Source organism: Bacillus sp. J41TS8 (assembly GCF_018333035.1).
Lineage (GTDB): Bacteria > Bacillota > Bacilli > Bacillales > Bacillaceae > Bacillus > Bacillus paralicheniformis.
The window spans coordinates 94135-110246 of the sequence record NZ_BORF01000012.1; the positions used below are offsets into that span (position 1 = coordinate 94135).

The following is a 16112-nucleotide window of genomic DNA, read 5'->3' on the forward strand; positions in this document are numbered from 1 at the left end:
CAGCACGACAAATACATATTCGGTACTCTTCTGTCCTTTTGCCTGAGATTGTGAACCCTTCGGCGCCGCAGAATTCCGCGGTCTCTCCAGAAGCTGCTCCTGCTGTAGTGCGACCCACAGCAATCATAGCTTGCATGTATTGAGTTTTTCGATAGAGATGATTACTATCGGATAACTTTTAATTTTAATAGAGGTTGAGTGATTTGTCAATGGTCCTATTTATAGTTAACGCTAGTATTCTTAAACTCACCTATACTAGCGACAATATTTTCACCTGGTTTATAAATCAGCTTCTATTACGGAATCCTTTCGAAAATTGGGGTTTAACTGGCACTGCTCATGGGCAGAATAAGCATAATCTCTCTTGTAAACCTTCTAATACTTCTTCTGGTACTTCCCTGACCTTGATATCTTCACCTAGGAAAAGCAGCCAATTTGTTATTTCGGACAATTCTTCGGAATGATTCACATTGATAAAAGTCTTTAGAATGGCTGCGGTTTGATAAGGATTCGTATAGGAAATTGAAATTTTTAAAGGATGATATTTTTTGAATTGGGCAATCGCCTGTGGACCAAGTTCAAGGACAAGGTTGATTACTTCTTCCTGCTTACCTAGTTTCTCTAAAATCTTTTTCTTACTTATTCTTTTTTTCACAGAGTATGGTTTGACATTCGTAAGATTGTCCACAGGGAAAATCCTCCTCCTTTCATCCTTTAAGTCAAAGCCTTCAATCAGCCAAAGGCCTTTTTCATGATAAAGGTGCAGAAGATAAATGGGATAAGTCTTTATTACCTTCTCTTCTTTGATGGTAATCAATAAATAGCTATCCAAAAGAAGGAGCTGGATGAGTTTTTCTAACATGGGATGGGGGAGATCTGAAAGCTCAAGCAGGTCGGGATTATTGGGGTTTGTCCCTTCAAAAAGCAAGATTCGATTTAAAAAAACCAGGGCCTCTTGCTGGTTTTCTGAGATAAGGCCCAGTAATTTTTCAGCTAAAGACTGACGGCTCTTTAGATAAGGGAGTTGTTGATTTCTTGTAGCCATAAAAGCGATAAAAAGAGCTTTAATCTCATGATCGGTAAAGCGAACAGCAGGCAGGACAGAGTGGTTCATGACAAAATAACCCCCGCTCCTTCCAACTTCAGCAACAAGCGGCATCCCCATAGCTTCAATTTCCCTGATATCCCTGATAGCTGTCGAACGAGAGATGTGAAATTCCTGCATGATTTCAGAAATTGTAAAGTGGGCGCGGTTGTTGATATACCGCATGATGATATTAATCCGTTCAACTTTTTTCATCGGGGCCTCCTAAACAGTATCATTTTTTGACATGATTTAAGGTTATTATAAACGCATCAAGTGAAAAGACAAATCATTTGATTATTTTAAAAAAAGGAAGGTTTTGAATATGAAAAATTACACGCTGGAGGAAAAAGACATCTTTACAGTTTTTGGTATTGGAACGGAGCTTGAGAGCGATTACACAGATTCTGCTGGCATAAATAAGGAAAAGGCAGACTTTTGGGCGGCCGTCAAACAAGATGGAAGGCTTGACACTTTAAAAGCCATAGCTACAAATGACTATATTTTTGCCGTGAACGAAGCGGTAAACAACAAGATGATGCATTATGCTGGCGTGATGACAGAGGCAGAGGCGTCGGTGGCAGGAGAAACCAGAGTTATCCAATTTCCTAAGGGGGAATACCTGGTTGTTAAAGGGGAAGGGAAGACGGCTGATGAGTTGAGCAATAAGCTTACTGGCATTGCCTTCGGTCAAGTCTTGCCGGAAGCAAAGAATTTTGCCTATGTTGGCGGGCCGAATGCAACGGTTGAGATGGGGCAGCGAAACGGCTTAGTATTCGGTGAAATGTGGATTCCTGTTGTTAAGAAATAAAAAGATAAAGGAGCGCTGGAATTGTCCTATATCGTTGATTTTAAAAATGTCTCTACGGTTGGATTAGAAGCTTCACCTGCAGCAGAAGCACTTGCTGGTTTACGTGCTAATGAAGCCCGTTACTTTATGAACAAATACAAGCATGAATTTACGGTTGTACCAGCCAGCGAGTCCTGCGAGACCCTTGATTATGTGAACCGAATTTTGAAAGAAGAACGTGATATTGAGTTTGCGGCCAAACCTTTAGAAACGTCGCGTTTTCAAGTGGAAAATATCAAAATTGCCTATGTTTTTTATGGGGATGGTCTTGCAGTCAACGTCATGTATACGGTGGATGATCCTAAAAAGCGGGCCGTTGGGTTTAAGCTTTCTGAGGGGATGGAGGTACCAAAGGAGTTAGAAGGGAAGTTTAAGTTTGCTAGGCAGAAGTCTAAATTAGCTGGAACCATTAGGGGCTCCTATTTTGTCATTAAAGGAGAATATTAAAGTAAAAAGCGTAAGTGCCGGAATTCAGTCATTTTTCGTATTTGATCCTTCTTTTTCTTTATTCGGATAAGAAAAACTTGGTTGAGCAAAAAAACAAATTCAGCACAAAGCAAAAACAACAACCATTCATGCATTCAAATGACAAAACAGCACCTCACCATCAAATTTGAAGGTGCTGTTATTTTTTTAGCGTAAACCTTATTGACGACTTATGGTAAGGCTGGTGCAAATGCAGCTATCCACCCTGCCCGTAAAGGCATCCGCACAGGGATTGTCGCTGAACGCTTCGGTGGTCAAGTTCTTGACGATGATAAAAAGCCCCATAACAAAGAGACCGGATGTCCTCCAATCTCGTGGTCATAAGAATAACAAATCATATTTGTGCCGCTGACAATCATCAGCACGACAAATACTGCTTAAGATTGTAAAACCCTTCCGCGGTCTCTTCAGAAGCTTCACCTGCTATAAGTACGACCCACAGTAATCATGGCTTGCTACGTATTGAGTTTTCATTCCTCTCATTTCTGAAAACGAGACAATCCTGCGATAGAAAAATGACCAAGCCAAAGCCGGGTTACTCTGAAATGCGGTGTCCGATTAATGTTAAAGAAGCCTTCTCAAGCTTTCTCTCCGCACATCTCAGCGCCTCTTTCCCTCGTTTTGATTGTCTCAAAAAGGAGTTATGCGGTACTATCATATAAAGGTCAATTATTTAAAAATAATGTCATACTTTTAAAATCACCTTATCATGCAAATGCTCGTACATAGGGGGACAGCTCCTATTCTAAAAAGGGGATGGACGATTTTGGAAACCAAATATTTAGATTTACTCGCACAAAAATACGATTGTGAAGCAAAAGTGGTAACGGAAATCATTAATTTGAAAGCGATACTGAACCTGCCGAAAGGCACCGAGCATTTTGTCAGTGATTTGCACGGGGAATACCAGGCATTCCAGCACGTGCTGCGGAATGGTTCAGGAAGAGTAAAAGAGAAGATACGCGATATTTTCAGCGGTGTCATTTATGATAGAGAAATTGATGAATTAGCAGCATTAGTGTATTATCCGGAAGACAAACTGAAGTTAATAAAACATAATTACGATACGAAAGCATTGTTAAACGATTGGTATAAAGAAACGATTAATCGAATGATTAAGCTCGTATCTTATTGCTCTTCCAAGTATACCCGCTCCAAATTACGCAAAGCACTGCCCTCTCAGTTTGCTTATATTACGGAGGAGCTGCTGTATAAAACAGAAGAGTCTGCCAACAAAGAACAGTATTACTCCAAAATCGTAGATCAGATCATTGCGCTTGGCCAAGCTGATAAGCTGATCACCGGTCTTGCATATAGCACGCAGCGATTGGTTGTCGACCATCTGCATGTTGTCGGCGATATTTACGACCGCGGACCGCAGCCGGATCAGATTATGGAAGAACTGATCAACTATCATTCAGTCGATATTCAGTGGGGAAATCACGATGTCCTTTGGATAGGCGCTTATTCAGGCTCTAAAGTATGCCTGGCAAATATTATCCGCATCTGTGCCCGCTATGACAACTTGGATATTATTGAAGACGTGTACGGCATCAATCTGAGACCGCTCTTGAACCTTGCCGAAAAATATTACGATGATAACCCATCTTTCCGTCCGAAAGCAGACGAAAACAGACCGGAAGATGAGATTAAGCAAATCACAAAAATTCATCAAGCGATTGCGATGATCCAATTCAAGCTTGAAAGCCCGATTATCAAGAGACGGCCGAACTTTAATATGGAAGAGCGGCTGTTATTAGAGAAAATAGATTACGACAAAAACGAAATCACGCTGCACGGAAAAACATATCAGCTGGAAAACACCTGCTTTGCGACAGTGAATCCGGAGCAGCCAGATCAGCTATTAGAAGAAGAAGCAGAAGTCATAGACAAGCTGCTATTCTCTGTCCAGCATTCCGAAAAGTTGGGCCGCCATATGAATTTTATGATGAAAAAAGGCAGCCTTTATTTAAAATATAACGGCAACCTGTTGATTCACGGCTGTATTCCAGTTGATGAAAACGGCAATATGGAAACGATGATGATTGAGGATAAACCGTATGCGGGCCGTGAGCTGCTTGATGTATTTGAACGATTCTTGCGGGAAGCGTTTGCCCACCCGGAAGAAACCGATGATCTGGCGACAGATATGGTCTGGTATTTATGGACAGGCGAGCACTCCTCCCTTTTTGGAAAACGCGCTATGACGACCTTTGAGCGGTATTTCATTAAAGAGAAGGAAACACATAAAGAGAAGAAAAACCCGTATTACTATTTGCGTGAAGACGAGGCAACCTGCCGAAACATCCTGAAAGAATTCGGCCTCAACCCGGATCATGGCCATATCATCAACGGCCATACACCGGTAAAAGAAATCGAAGGAGAAGATCCGATCAAAGCAAACGGAAAAATGATCGTCATCGACGGCGGCTTCTCCAAAGCCTACCAATCGACAACAGGTATCGCCGGCTACACGCTGTTATACAACTCCTACGGCATGCAGCTCGTCGCCCATAAACACTTTAATTCCAAGGCGGAAGTGCTGAGCACCGGAACTGATGTCTTAACGGTGAAGCGATTAGTGGATAAAGAGCTTGAGCGGAAGAAAGTAAAGGAAACGAATGTTGGTGAGGAACTCTTGAAGGAAGTAGCTATTTTGGAGAGATTGCGGGAGTATCGGTATATGAAGTGAGGAAATGTGGAGTTCAGGGATCATTCTCTGGGCTCTTTTTGACGGTTTTCCACTTCGTACAGCAAATTGCTAACAAGGTCTGGTTTTCTGCTCGTTCATAGATAAGTAAGCGGCGATTGATCTCGCAGGCATCGTCAACCATGTCACTGTTCTTGAGTTCGCACCGGAGCTGAAAGCAGAGGAAGTCCTGCAAAAACGCCTCTACAGCCTGTCAAACGCGACTGTAGTGAAACATGTACAAATGAAAGAAATTACAGGTGACCTAAACGTAAACGGCATCACTTACATGGATCGTGAAACAGGCGAAGAACAACACGTTGAACTCCAAGCTGTCTTCGTCAAAATCGGTCTCGTGCCAAACACAGAGTGGTTAGACGGATCAGTCGAGTGCAACCGCATCGGCGAAATCGCAGTCGATAAACGCGGCAAACAAGCACCCCCGGCTTATTCGCGGCCGGCGACTGCACAGACGGCCCGTACAACCAAATCATTATTTCGATGGGATCGAGGGCAAATACCGCATTAGGGGCGTTTGATTACCTGATTCGCAACTAATCTATCAAAAAAGCTATTGCTGAGTTTTCAGCATAGCTTTTCTCTTTCCAAGGGAAGCCATCCTTCCAGCAGCGCGCCTCCTTCAGGATCATTTCCCGCCGTCAGATCGCCTCCGTGCCGTCTCATGATCCTTTGTGAAATCGTCAACCCCAACCCGGCTCCTCCGGTCGACCGGCTTCTTGATGCTTCCCCGCGATACAAGGGCTCAAATACACGGCGAAGCTCCTCCGGGGAGAGTCCCTGCCAAGTATCTCGAACCGTGAAGATGACGTTGTCACGATCCTTATCACACTGAACAACAATCTCGCCAGCGCCGGGTATATGTCTAACCGCATTTTCTTGATTCCTATAAAGTGAAACACCGCTCTTTTCATCAACACTTTGTGACTGTTATTCAACAGAAATAAAGGGTACTTCTCAGGGCCTTTCATAGTCGAAATACAGACGACCGACTTTCCTTTCAAAAGCCCTCCTTGTATAATGATTTTGACCTGACGTCGCACTTAGAAAAAATGAGTATCAATTCTATTTTTTCATTCAATACCCCACTGTTGGATCAACGGTCAATCCATTAACATCCCAAATTATTTTCTACAAATAAACAAGGATTTCCCCGCCAAGTTTCGGCCAATATTCAATTAGCTTCATCTCTCTTAACCCGCTATAAAAGGTTGAATATCATCCTGTTGATTCATCACCGTTCACTCCCAAACATCATTCGTAATTGATTATCAATGATAAGTTATTAAACTTGTTTTCATCATAATTAATTTTTTCTTTCTAAAAGTTTTCACTTTCATGAGGGTACTATGATAAGGACATAATTTTTACATTGACATATTGAAAAATGAAATATATATTTATTGTTGATATTGATAATCATTATCGTTTATTTTCATTCTGCGGTTCATTCAGCTATTTACTGAAGAATTAAATACTGGCTCTGGAGGACGTTTAATTGTAAAAAGTCTCTGTGTAACGATTCCAGATAAAAAGGAACAACCATATCCTGAGGTCAGCGCCAATGGAATTGCTATGGCGCTTGTACGGGAGACGGACATGATTTACATCGAGCTGCTCGTTTTTTTCGGATTATATCATTGCATTAAAGACGGCGAAGTCGTGAAGCTGGGCTTGTGAAGAGGCGAGTACTGCGGGAAGTCTTTCAAATTGGCCCGAGAACAAATAAACCGAAGTGTGTTACTTACAATTTATTAAGAGGTGAAAATGAGCATGAAGAAACTATTAATCCCGTTTATGCTACTGCTGACGCTTATGATTAGTGCATGCGGCAATGAAGAGTCAGCAACAAAGGATAGCGGCTCAGCAAAAAAAGAATCTAAAACGATTACATACCAAGCGGAAACAGGACCAATCGAAGTTCCAGCCGATCCGCAAAGAGTTGTTATGCTTTCAGGGTACACCGGAAATGTGTTAGATTTAGGAGTCAACGTTGTCGGTGTAGACACTTGGTCTAAAAACAATCCAACCTTTAAAGAAAAGTTAAAAGATGTTCAAGAAGTTTCAGAAGATGACCTAGAAAAAATTATTGAATTAGAGCCAGATTTAATCATCGCGTTATCAACGGTTAAAAATTTAGACAAATTAAATGAGATAGCACCTACTGTTACTTATACATGGGGGAAAGTAGATTATTTAACTCAACACGTGGAAATTGGCAAGCTACTAAACAAAGAAAAAGAAGCCCGAGCATGGGTTGACGACTTTAAGCAGCGGGCAGAAGAAATCGGTGAAGATATTCGCACAAAAATCGGCAAGGATTCAACTGTATCTGTTATTGAAGCATATGGGAAAGATCTTTATGTTTACGGTAATAACTGGGCGCGCGGTACAGAAATCTTATATCAAACGATGAAACTAAATATGCCTGAAAAAGTAAAGAAAGACGCATTAAAAGCAGGGTATTATACGTTATCAGCTGAAGTGCTTCCAAAATATGCGGGAGATTATGTCATTTTAAGTAAGTACTCTGATGCGAATACATCTTTCCAAGAAACAGACACATACAAGAACATTCCAGCTGTCAAAAATGGACATGTCATTGAAATGCAAGGTGAAGGCGCATCATTCACTGACCCAATCACACTTGAAAAGCAACTAGCATTCTTTAAAAAAGCGTTTCTAGGAAACTAAGACTAGAAAAGCAGAGGTCTATTGAAAGGGGTTGGCCAAAGGGCAGCCCCTTTCCCATTCTAAGAAAGGAAAATGATGAGCTTTATGATAAGAAAAACTCAATCTTTTACCTCATTTGCCTTCAAACTCATCTTAGGAATTCTAGTGTTTATTGGTATGTTTTTTATGGCAATGGTATTTGGAGCTGCAGACGTTTCAGTTGAAGATGTATGGTTGGCTCTTTCGTCTTCTGCAACCGGCGATCATATTTCGATTATCCGTGATATTCGGTTACCTCGTGAAATAGCTGCGATTTTTGTTGGCGCAGCTCTTGCTGTCTCTGGTGCAATCATGCAAGGTATAACAAGAAACCCACTTGCTGATCCAGGTTTACTAGGATTATCTGCCGGGGCTTATGCAGCATTGGCTGTTACGATCGCTTTCATTCCATCAGCCAATTACTTTTTGACGATGGTTGCCTGTTTTATTGGAGCCGCACTCGGTGCCTTGTTGGTTTTTGGAATCGGTTCGATGAAAAAAGGCGGATTCTCTCCTTTCCGTATTGTATTAGCGGGTTCTGCTGTTTCCGCCTTTTTATACGCCATTGCTGAAGGGATTGGCCTTTATTTTAAAATTTCTAAAGATATCTCGATGTGGACAGCAGGAGGGATGGTTGGAACAACTTGGAATCAACTGCGAATCATCGTACCTTTTATTATCATTGGAATTGTTGTTTCCTTTTTCCTCTCGAGACAACTTACCATTCTCAGCTTAAATGAAGAAGTTGCCGTTGGCTTAGGTCAAAATATCATCAGAATTAAAATCCTTCTATTTATTATCATTATCATTCTCGCGGGAGCATCTGTTGCTCTGGTTGGCAATATGACCTTTATCGGTCTTATGATTCCTCATATTGTTCGGGCAATTGTTGGAACCGATTATCGTTTTATTTTACCAATGTCTGCAACTTGCGGAGCTACTTTTATGCTATTTGCTGATACACTTGGCCGTACCTTAAATGCACCATATGAAACACCTGTTATAGCCATTGTCGCTATGCTTGGTTTACCGTTCTTCCTGATCATTGTCCGAAAGGGAGGAAAAACACTCTCATGATACATTCAACATTAATTAAAAAACAGCGAATGATTTTATCGATTTCTCTCATACTCATCATAGCTACAGCTATTATTGGGATGGGAATAGGGTCTGCTAGTTTATCTTTTGACAGACTCATCCACACTCTATTAGGTCAAGGAACCTTTAAAGAGGAATTTATATTTTATTCTATTCGATTGCCTCGAATATTGATTACTTTATTAGCTGGGATGGCACTTGCTATATCAGGTGCTATTTTGCAAGGAATCACAAAAAATGATTTAGCTGATCCAGGCATTATTGGGATTAATTCCGGTGCTGGGGTTGCCATTGCCGTTTTCTTTTTATTTTTCCCGACTGAAGCTGGATCATTTGTTTATATGATTCCAATTGTTGGCTTTATAGGAGCGATTATAACGGGCTTCTTCATTTATCTGTTAGCCTATAACAAAAATAGTGGTATGCAGCCTATAGGCTTAGTCCTCATCGGGGTCGGATTCTCAACTGCACTTTCCGGAGCGATGATTGTCATTATTTCTTCTACTGAACGGACAAAAGTTGATTTCATCGCCAAATGGCTGGCAGGGAATATTTGGGGTACAGATTGGCCATTCGTTGGAGCGCTCCTGCCTTGGTTAGTCATCTTGATTCCGTTTACTTTGTACAAAGCAAATCGACTAAATCTATTAGGATTAAGCGAGCCTGTAACCATTGGCGTTGGGGTTTCCATTGAAAGGGAGCGGATCGTTTTACTTTTAACAGCTGTCGCATTAGCGGCTGCTGCCGTTTCTGTCACAGGAGGTATTTCCTTTATCGGATTAATGGCCCCACATATCGCCAAAACTTTAGTAGGACCCAGAAATCAACTATTTATCCCTGTTGCTATTCTACTTGGCGGTTGGTTCTTATTATTCGCCGACACAATCGGACGTAATATCATTGAAACCACTATACCGGCTGGAATCATGGTCTCATTAATCGGGGCACCTTATTTTATTTATTTGCTATTGAAAAAGTAAAATCCATAAAAACGAGGCTGTTCCAATGAGTCTCCAAAAATTCATTTCAAAATGGACCCATTAAATCAAACCCTTTGGTAGTCCATTTTGCAGAGGTGGTATGAAAGGAAGGCGTTTTCTCTTTTCAGACGACCTCTTTTATCTATTAGAGTGAAAATCTAAAAAAACCTCATTTACTTATGATACGCTCCCCACCTGATTTCTCCATATCATGATAAATTGTTCTAGCAACACTTCTTCCGCAGCTCACGGTCATGTTTAATTCTTTGATCCAATGCCGTTCTGATCTGATTAACAGCCACCTTCTATCGAGGCTTGCTACGGTTTTATTTCAACAAAAAACTGCTTTGTTATAGCTGCTTCCTTGTCATCGTAGAGTCCGTGACAACCGAACGCCGCTTTTTCTGACTCTTTCTCCGGAAAATATTTGCATACTTATATCAATAGGCTGCCATAAATATGGTACTATTATTTTAAAAAAAGAGATTCAGAGGCTGAAACAATGAATGAACTTGTGTTTGAAAAGAGAGAATTTACTTCAGATCATGTCAATGTTGTAAAAGCAATGCATATAAATAACTATCCGATTGTGTACATCCTTTATAATGAGAAAAAGAAACCGACTGCATATATTGGGCAAACGGTTCAAGCTGCACGGCGTTTGAAGAATCATATAGATGATGAAAAGCGAAAGAAATTGAATCGCTTTATATTAATCGGGCATGAGAAATTTCATCAGTCTGCGACATACAATATTGAATCAAATTTAATTAACTATTTTATAGCCGATAACCGCTATCAGCTGCAAAATGTGAGCCAGACCAGGTCTAGGGAAATGCACAATTACTATCAGAAACCCTTTTATAATGAAAATATCTTTCAAGTCATTTGGGAGAAGCTGAGAAAAGAGAAAATTGTGGGCGATTCTCTTGAAAACCTTAGGAATAAAGACATTTATAAATTATCTCCTTATAAAGAGCTCTCGCCTCAGCAGCTTGATATTAAAAAGAAGATCCTTGATTTCTGTAAAGAACATATACAAAAAGAAGGAAATCATGTCATTGTTATTGAAGGAGACGCCGGCACAGGGAAAAGTGTCCTGTTAAGCTCCCTGTTTAATACAATTCAAGATTTAGCTAAGAGCGAAGACTCTTTTTTGGAAGAAACAGATAATTACTTGCTGGTGAATCATAGCGAAATGCTGAAAACCTATAAAAGCATCGCCAACAGCTTACCGAATTTAAAGAAAAAGAGTTTCATGAAGCCGACAACATTTATTAATGAGAAAACCAAGACGGGAGCAACAGCGGATATCGTATTAGTAGACGAAGCTCATCTGCTTCTGACAAAGGAAGATTCCTATAACAATTTCCGCTACCAAAACCAGCTGGATGAGATCATTAAGCGAAGTAAAATCACTGTTGTGATCTTTGATCCAAAACAAGTCTTAAAGATTAAAAGTTATTGGAACGATAGATTGCTCGAAGAAATCATCAATCAGTATGATGCGAAAACTGTGAAACTTACAGACCAAATGAGAATGAATGCCAATCCAGAAACGATGAAGTGGATTGACAGCTTTGTTGAAAAGAAAATTCTTTCTTTGCCGACTGAAGACTCCTCCTTCGAGCTAAAAATATTCGATGATGCTGCTGCGTTTAAGAAAGCCATTGAAAGTAAAAACAACAAAGACGGGCTCTCTCGGATTGTCTCGACATTTGATTATTTACATAAAAAAGATAAAAAGACGTACATCGTTGATGAAGAAGGGATTAACATGCCCTGGAACAGCACCCAGGATAAAGTGACATGGGCCGAAAATCCGACTTCAATTAAAGAAGTCGGCTCCATTTATACTGTTCAAGGGTTTGATTTAAATTACGTCGGCGTCGTTCTCGGCCCTTCCGTAAGCTATGATGAAGACAACGACGAACTGGTAATTAATACTTCCAAATACAAAGATACAGGGGCATTCATTTCTCGTACAGATTTGTCGCCAGAACAGAATGAACAAGTTAAAGAACAAATTATCTTAAATTCAATAAATGTCCTGATGAAACGGGGCATTCACGGCCTCTATATTTATGCGACAGACCCTAAATTAAGAAAAAGACTACTCGAGTTAGAAAGGGGAAAATCATCATGAGTGATATCCAAAACCTAATCAACGCAATCAACGAATTCAGAGATGAACGAAACTGGAGACAATACCATAACCCAAAAGACCTCGCCATCTCAATCTCCATCGAAGCAGCCGAGCTGCTCGAAGACTTCCAATGGATCAGCAGTGAAGAAGCACTCAAAGCAAATAAAGAAAACATCCGTGAAGAAATCGCAGATGTTTTAATCTACTCATTCATGTTATGTAACGATCTTGGACTGGACGTGAAAGAGATTGTAGAAGAGAAGATTGTGAAGAACGGGAGGAAGTATCCGGTTAATCATAATGGCTAAGACTCTCCTTTTAAGTAGAGAGAGCTTCTTTCACAATTAAAGACCGCTCTCTCTATCTCCATGATGCGTTGATGATGGCGCTCTGCTCGTTTACTTACCGTAATCCCCCCTACTTCATTTGCTTTACACCTTCGATTCCTTCTGCACATTGTTTAAAAAAATGACATTTGTCACCCGATTTTCATGACATCACTTACTAAAATCCGCCTCCCTCAGCTTATACAATGGAATGAGTAAATCAGGAGGTGGTCTGTAAGCCATGAGCGATGTTGTGAGCTTGACGAATGTGACAAAGACATTCCGCCAAAAAACGGCGGTTAATCAGATAGATTTTTCAATTAAAAAAGGAGAAATTATAGCCATTCTAGGGCCAAACGGCGCCGGGAAAACAACAACGATTTCTATGATATTGGGGCTGTTAAAACCGACGGCAGGCAATATCACATTATTCGGTTCCATGCCGCATGAAAAACGGGTGCGTGAAAAAATCGGCACGATGCTGCAGGAAGTCAGCGTCATGCCTGGTTTGCGTGCAGGTGAAATCATCGAACTCGTTAGGAGCTACTACCCAAAGCCTCTATCCTTTCAAAAGCTTAGAGCGTTGACAGGTTTGACAGACAAGGATTTAAAAACACAGGCGGAAAAATTGTCAGGTGGGCAAAAGCGGCGTCTCGGCTTTGCCTTGGCGCTTGCCGGCGATCCAGAACTGATGATCTTTGACGAACCCACGGTCGGAATGGATATCACTTCAAGAAACCGCTTTTGGCAAACGGTTCAAACGCTCGCAGAGCAAGGAAAAACGATCATTTTTTCTACACACTACTTACAGGAAGCAGATGATGCCGCGCAACGAATCTTGCTGTTTAAAGACGGCAGCATAGTAGCTGACGGGACGCCGCTCCAAATAAAATCAAGAATATCGAAGCATTCAGTTTCATTTATAGTCGATCCCGAACAGTCGCTTGAAAAGCTGTATCAGCACCCGGAAATCAAACAGATTTTTCGTAAAAACAACCGGGTTTACATCGACACGGTTAATACTGACAAAATATTGGAACTCATTTTCGCAGAAAAGATCGGCGCTTATGATATTCAAATTGAACGCGGAAACCTTGAAGAGGCGTTTCGCCAGCTGACAGGCAAAGGAGACGATGTAAAATGAATGTATTTCAGATGCAATGCAGAATGGAAATCAAAAGAATGCTTCGAAACCGATATTTTGTCTTTTGGTCATTGGCCATGCCGATTGCTTTTTATTATATTTTTACAAATGTCGTCAATACGAATGCTCCGGACCCTGCGGCTTGGAATGCGCATTATTTAATGTCAATGACAACATTCAGCATCATGGGCTCTTCGATCATGACGCTTGGCATCCGCATGGTTCAAGAACGGACCCAAGGATGGTCGACGTTCATACGTGTAACGCCTCTTCCCGACCATATTTATTTTATCGCTCAAATGGCGGGGCAAAGCGTCATTCATATTCTTTCGATTACAGTCATCTTCTTAGCCGGCGCCTTGATTAACGACGTTTCTTTATCCCCGTTGGAATGGTTCCTGTGCGGATTGTGGGCCCTGCTGGGCTCGCTCCCCTTCCTGGCGATTGGGACATTGATCGGGATGATGAAAAAGGTGGATACAGCAGCCGGAATCAGCAATGTGTTGTATATGGGGCTCGCTGTATGCGGAGGGATGTGGATGCCGCTTGAAATTATGCCAAAAATGATGCAGAATATCGGCTATTGGTTGCCGTCCTATCATTATGGCAGCGGTGCCTGGGAAATCGCTCAAGGTCAAATGCCAAACTGGAAAAGTATTCTCTTTCTATTAGTCTATTCAATCGTTGTTATGCTACTATCTAAATATATAAGAAGAAAACAAGAAGCGGTGTGAACAAGAATGAAAAAAAACTTCAGCATGTTTCCAAAACGGTACGGCTTTTTTCCCTATATCTTTTTAATCTATTTACTGCTGCCTATTTCTTATTTGACGAATCAGACCTCGGGGATCAAACAGCTGATCGGTTTTGGACTCGTGCTGCTTTTCTTAGTGACGTACCGCCAGCTTTTTTTTATTTCGCCGCAAAAAAAATTATTTACTTATTGGCTGGCCATCCAGCTTTCGATCATTTTGATCTACACTGTATTTTATGATATCAATTTAGTCTTTTTAGGCTTTTTTTCAGCGAACTTCATCGGCTATTACAGGGAAAAAAAGATATTTCGGCGCGGGCTTGCCAGCCTGGTTGTTGTATTGGTCGCCCCTTTTATCTATCATCTGCTGAAAGATCCATCCCTGCTAAATCGGCTCTTTTATTTTCTGCCCTTTCTTGTGATTATGCTCATTTCACCATACGGCATCCGCTCCATGAACCGCCGCATGGAACTGGAACAAGAGCTTGATGAGGCAAATCAGCAAATTAAGGAACTGGTCAAACGCGAGGAGCGTGTACGAATTGCCCGTGATCTGCATGATACACTTGGCCATACTCTCTCACTGCTGACATTAAAAAGCCAGCTTGTCCAGCGTACCATCGCCAGCGACCCCGAACGGGCGCGAAAAGAAGCAAGAGAAATGGAAACCACATCAAGAGCAGCTTTAAAACAAGTCCGGGAACTCGTGTCTGATATGAAAACGGCAACGATCGCAGAAGAGCTCATCCACATCCAGCAAATCCTGCGGGCTGCAGACATCACATTCGAATACATGGGAGGTTCCGATTTTTCAAATATCTCTCCTGTCACACAAAACATTGTCAGCATGGGTATACGCGAAGCCGCCACAAATATCGTCAAACACAGCCGCGCCACCCATTGCACCATTTCCATCTCTCAAACAGATGATAAAATAAGCATTACCATCAAAGACGACGGAATGGGGATGGATCAGCAAACACCATTTGGTAACGGCTTGCGCGGAATGAAAGAAAGACTTGCATTAATCGACGGCGCTCTCGACGTTTCAACCCATAACGGTACAGTTTTAAACATCACCGTTCCGATTGTAAAGAAAGCTGAACGAAAGGAAACAATCCAATGATTCGTTTATTTATTGCCGAAGACCAAAGAATGCTGTTAAGCGCGCTGGGGGCCTTGCTTGATCTTGAAGAAGACATGGAAGTGATCGGCCAGGCGACAAACGGCGAAGAAGCGCTCACCGCCATTCTCAAACTAGAACCGGACGTCTGCCTCATGGATATCGAAATGCCCGTCAAAAGCGGCTTAGAAGTGGCAGAAGAGCTGATGAAACGAGGCTCAAAAAGTAAGGTTATCATATTAACAACATTTGCCCGCCCCGGCTACTTCGAGCGCGCCGTCAAAAGCAATGTCCACGGCTACCTGCTCAAAGACGGAGAAATCGACGACCTCGCAGACGCCATCCGAAAATGCACGGAAGGCAAGCGAATCTTCAGCCCGGAACTCACCTTTGATGCCATCCGCAAGGTAAACCCGCTATCCGAACGCGAGCAGGAAATCCTGCGATTGGCGGCTTTAGGAATGACGACGAAAGAAATTGCCGCCGAGTTATTTTTGTCAGCAGGCACCGTCCGGAACTATATTTCTGAGATTATGCATAAGCTTGGTGCGAAGAACCGGACGGAGGCGGCGAAGGTTGCTGAGGGGGAGGGGTGGATTTGAGTGTAGTCTTTCTACACAACAAGAGAGAGGATTGATCAGTAATTGATTAATCCTTCCCCTAGTGTTTAACTGTTTCTTTATTGAATAAAATGGATCGAAC

General features: G+C 41.7%; 13 protein-coding genes, 5 pseudogenes and 1 riboswitch. Of the genes and pseudogenes, 14 read left to right on the forward strand and 4 right to left on the reverse strand.

The window, feature by feature from the left end:
• Positions 1 to 20: 20 nt before the first annotated feature.
• A riboswitch (glycine riboswitch) is annotated at positions 21 to 100 on the reverse strand.
• A 237-nt stretch (positions 101 to 337) separates the two neighbouring features.
• Entirely contained in the window at positions 338 to 1300 is a 963-nt protein-coding gene (locus KI350_RS16260; RefSeq protein WP_065643473.1) for a helix-turn-helix transcriptional regulator, read from the reverse strand.
• Between the two features lie 109 nt (positions 1301 to 1409).
• Between KI350_RS16260 and KI350_RS16265 the strand changes: the two genes are divergently transcribed.
• From KI350_RS16265 to KI350_RS16280, 5 genes and pseudogenes are all read left to right on the forward strand, one after another.
• A complete protein-coding gene (locus tag KI350_RS16265; RefSeq protein WP_065643472.1) occupies positions 1410 to 1895 on the forward strand; it encodes a GyrI-like domain-containing protein in 486 nt (161 codons plus the stop codon).
• Positions 1896 to 1916: 21 nt separating this feature from the next.
• The gene (locus tag KI350_RS16270) at positions 1917 to 2381 is read left to right on the forward strand and encodes a phage tail protein (RefSeq protein WP_065643471.1); all 465 of its coding nucleotides are present in this window, start codon (positions 1917 to 1919) and stop codon (positions 2379 to 2381) included.
• 213 nt (positions 2382 to 2594) lie between these two features.
• Positions 2595 to 2687 (forward strand): annotated as a pseudogene (locus tag KI350_RS23430) (hypothetical protein); the annotation flags it as partial.
• Positions 2688 to 3186: 499 nt separating this feature from the next.
• Positions 3187 to 5112: a fructose-1,6-bisphosphatase gene (gene fbp, locus KI350_RS16275; RefSeq protein WP_025810513.1), complete on the forward strand. Its 1926-nt coding sequence runs from the start codon at positions 3187 to 3189 to the stop codon at positions 5110 to 5112.
• 109 nt (positions 5113 to 5221) lie between these two features.
• Positions 5222 to 5667 (forward strand): annotated as a pseudogene (locus KI350_RS16280) (FAD-dependent oxidoreductase); the annotation flags it as partial.
• Between the two features lie 27 nt (positions 5668 to 5694).
• Here KI350_RS16280 and KI350_RS16285 read toward each other — a convergent pair.
• The 3 pseudogenes from KI350_RS16285 to KI350_RS23435 form a co-directional block, all read right to left on the reverse strand.
• Positions 5695 to 6006 (reverse strand): annotated as a pseudogene (locus KI350_RS16285) (sensor histidine kinase); the annotation flags it as partial.
• Positions 5997 to 6140: pseudogene (locus KI350_RS23085) on the reverse strand (NAD(P)H-dependent oxidoreductase); the annotation flags it as partial. The pseudogenes KI350_RS23085 and KI350_RS16285, both read right to left, overlap by 10 nt.
• Positions 6139 to 6345, reverse strand: a pseudogene (locus KI350_RS23435) (thioredoxin reductase); the annotation flags it as partial. The pseudogenes KI350_RS23435 and KI350_RS23085, both read right to left, overlap by 2 nt.
• A 555-nt stretch (positions 6346 to 6900) precedes the next feature.
• Between KI350_RS23435 and KI350_RS16295 the strand changes: the two are divergent.
• The 9 genes from KI350_RS16295 (at position 6901) to KI350_RS16335 (ending at position 16012) form a co-directional block, all read left to right on the forward strand.
• Positions 6901 to 7821, forward strand: a complete 921-nt coding sequence (locus KI350_RS16295) for an iron-hydroxamate ABC transporter substrate-binding protein (protein WP_041817479.1) — start codon at positions 6901 to 6903, stop codon at positions 7819 to 7821.
• Between the two features lie 84 nt (positions 7822 to 7905).
• On the forward strand, positions 7906 to 8916 hold the full coding sequence (locus tag KI350_RS16300) for a FecCD family ABC transporter permease (protein ID WP_025810509.1): 1011 nt from the start codon (positions 7906 to 7908) through the stop codon (positions 8914 to 8916).
• Positions 8913 to 9917, forward strand: a complete 1005-nt coding sequence (locus KI350_RS16305; protein ID WP_025810508.1) for a FecCD family ABC transporter permease — start codon at positions 8913 to 8915, stop codon at positions 9915 to 9917. Before KI350_RS16300 ends, KI350_RS16305 begins: the two co-directional genes overlap by 4 nt.
• A 502-nt stretch (positions 9918 to 10419) precedes the next feature.
• Positions 10420 to 12063 carry a DUF2075 domain-containing protein gene (locus KI350_RS16310; protein ID WP_025810507.1) on the forward strand — a complete coding sequence of 548 codons (1644 nt, stop codon included), beginning with the start codon at positions 10420 to 10422 and terminating at the stop codon, positions 12061 to 12063.
• Positions 12060 to 12371: a nucleotide pyrophosphohydrolase gene (locus KI350_RS16315; protein WP_023856830.1), complete on the forward strand. Its 312-nt coding sequence runs from the start codon at positions 12060 to 12062 to the stop codon at positions 12369 to 12371. The genes KI350_RS16310 and KI350_RS16315 overlap by 4 nt, the downstream gene beginning before the upstream one ends.
• 259 nt (positions 12372 to 12630) lie before the next feature.
• Positions 12631 to 13533, forward strand: a complete 903-nt coding sequence (locus tag KI350_RS16320) for an ABC transporter ATP-binding protein (protein WP_023856829.1) — start codon at positions 12631 to 12633, stop codon at positions 13531 to 13533.
• A complete protein-coding gene (locus KI350_RS16325; RefSeq protein WP_026580403.1) occupies positions 13530 to 14267 on the forward strand; it encodes an ABC transporter permease in 738 nt (245 codons plus the stop codon). The genes KI350_RS16320 and KI350_RS16325 overlap by 4 nt, the downstream gene beginning before the upstream one ends.
• Positions 14268 to 14273: 6 nt before the next feature.
• Positions 14274 to 15413 (forward strand): sensor histidine kinase, encoded by a 1140-nt coding sequence (locus KI350_RS16330; RefSeq protein ID WP_035338104.1) that lies wholly within the window; start codon positions 14274 to 14276, stop codon positions 15411 to 15413.
• Entirely contained in the window at positions 15410 to 16012 is a 603-nt protein-coding gene (locus KI350_RS16335; RefSeq protein WP_043054524.1) for a response regulator transcription factor, read from the forward strand. Before KI350_RS16330 ends, KI350_RS16335 begins: the two co-directional genes overlap by 4 nt.
• Positions 16013 to 16112: the final 100 nt, after the last annotated feature.

Coding starts and splice junctions, on each gene's coding strand:
- KI350_RS16305 (WP_025810508.1), top strand. CDS start 8,913: ATGATACATTCAACATTAATTAAAAAACAGCGAATGATTTTATCGATT.
- KI350_RS16335 (WP_043054524.1), top strand. CDS start 15,410: ATGATTCGTTTATTTATTGCCGAAGACCAAAGAATGCTGTTAAGCGCG.
- KI350_RS16295 (WP_041817479.1), top strand. CDS start 6,901: ATGAAGAAACTATTAATCCCGTTTATGCTACTGCTGACGCTTATGATT.
- KI350_RS16265 (WP_065643472.1), top strand. CDS start 1,410: ATGAAAAATTACACGCTGGAGGAAAAAGACATCTTTACAGTTTTTGGT.
- KI350_RS16260 (WP_065643473.1), bottom strand. CDS start 1,300: ATGAAAAAAGTTGAACGGATTAATATCATCATGCGGTATATCAACAAC.
- KI350_RS16320 (WP_023856829.1), top strand. CDS start 12,631: ATGAGCGATGTTGTGAGCTTGACGAATGTGACAAAGACATTCCGCCAA.
- KI350_RS16300 (WP_025810509.1), top strand. CDS start 7,906: ATGATAAGAAAAACTCAATCTTTTACCTCATTTGCCTTCAAACTCATC.
- KI350_RS16310 (WP_025810507.1), top strand. CDS start 10,420: ATGAATGAACTTGTGTTTGAAAAGAGAGAATTTACTTCAGATCATGTC.
- KI350_RS16315 (WP_023856830.1), top strand. CDS start 12,060: ATGAGTGATATCCAAAACCTAATCAACGCAATCAACGAATTCAGAGAT.
- KI350_RS16325 (WP_026580403.1), top strand. CDS start 13,530: ATGAATGTATTTCAGATGCAATGCAGAATGGAAATCAAAAGAATGCTT.
- KI350_RS16330 (WP_035338104.1), top strand. CDS start 14,274: ATGAAAAAAAACTTCAGCATGTTTCCAAAACGGTACGGCTTTTTTCCC.